The sequence below is a fragment of the Noviherbaspirillum album genome, from assembly GCF_035916955.1.
Classification (GTDB): Bacteria; Pseudomonadota; Gammaproteobacteria; order Burkholderiales; family Burkholderiaceae_D; genus Noviherbaspirillum; species Noviherbaspirillum album.
This window is the reverse complement of sequence record NZ_JAWIIV010000109.1, coordinates 1-1,369: the sequence shown is the minus strand read 5'-3', so window position 1 is coordinate 1,369 and position 1,369 is coordinate 1. Positions and strand designations below refer to the sequence as shown.

The window sequence follows — 1,369 nt, the reverse complement described above, 5'->3', positions numbered from 1 at the left end:
GGGGCTAATGAGATGGTCACCCTCCACCCTACGAGCGGTTACGCTAGTAGGGTGTTTTTCTTTCACCGGAGCGGAGGCCATCATGCAGGATGTGACACTGATCGGAATTGACCTTGGGAAACATTCTTTTCATCTTCATGGACAGGATGCCTGCGGCAAGGCAGTTTTCCGTAAGAAGTTCACCCGCAAGCAGCTCATCACCTTTCTTGCGACTTTCCATCCCTGCACTGTTGTCATGGAAGCCTGCGCTGGCGCCCACCACATGGCGCGCCACCTCATGTCCTTGGGACATACCGTTAAGCTCATCAATCCACAATTCGTTCGCCCCTTTGTCAAGGGAAACAAGAACGACTTCATCGACGCCGAAGCCATCTGCGAAGCCGCCTCAAGGCCGAACATGCGGTTCGTGGCACCAAGAACCGAAGCCCAACAGGTCTTGAGCGCTTTGCATCGCGTGAGGGAATCGCTCGTGCGCGAACGCGTCAAGGCCACCAATCAGATCCATGGATTTTTACTGGAATTTGGTATCAGCCTGCCCACCGGACCGGCGATCATCAACCGTCTGCCTTCCGTACTGGCAGAATACCCCCTGCCAGCACGGCTGATGTCCATCCTTGAACGCCTCCATGCACACTACAAGTATCTCTCAGAGCAGATTGGCGAAGTGGAAAAGGATCTGGCGCGACAGCTTCACGAGGACGACTTGGGTCAACGGCTTCTAGCAGTGCCCGGCGTCGGCCCGATCACTGCGAGCCTGTTGTCGGCTGAACTAGGCGATGGCAAGCAGTATGGTTGTGGCCGGGACTTTGCCGCCTCAGTCGGGCTAGTGCCGCGTCAGTACAGCACTGGCGGGCGCCCAAATCTTCTTGGCATCAGCAAGCGCGGAGACAAGAATTTGCGACGACTACTCGTGCAATGCGCCAGGGCGTTTATGCAACGCATCGATAAACACACGGGAACGCTTGCAGACTGGGTACGCTCAATGCTGACGCGGCGCCACTCCAATATCGTGGCGTGCGCGCTGGCGAATAAGCTAGCCCGCACTGTATGGGCCCTAGCTGCCCGACATACTGAATACAAGGCTACTCAGAAATCTATGACAGCCTGAATAGAATCGTTTCTCGCAGTATTAAATCACCCACCTGGTTTTGCGACTGTAGAAATTGGATGACGTGAACGGCATAACGGCCCAGCAGATAACCTCATAAAGAAATTGGCTTTCGAAGCCGAGGGGCTTTTTAGGACTGCCAGGCGCGACTCTCATCGTGGCGCGGAGATTACCTCTCCACACAGACGCCGGATAGATTTTTGCAAGCCGACCACAACACCCAAAATCTACCCTTGCAAAAGGGAGGGTGACCATAGATTT

The 1,369-nt window shown here is 54.9% G+C and carries 1 protein-coding gene; it reads left to right on the top strand.

Features of this window, described 5'->3' with window-relative positions:
- The first annotated feature begins 82 nt into the window (after window positions 1-82).
- A complete protein-coding gene (locus RY831_RS32905) occupies window positions 83-1,108 on the top strand; it encodes an IS110 family RNA-guided transposase (RefSeq protein WP_326510489.1) in 1,026 nt (341 codons plus the stop codon).
- Window positions 1,109-1,369: the final 261 nt, after the last annotated feature.

What these genes read in the sequence shown, in the direction of transcription:
- RY831_RS32905 (WP_326510489.1), top strand. Translation starts at nt 83, where the DNA reads ATGCAGGATGTGACACTGATCGGAATTGACCTTGGGAAACATTCTTTT.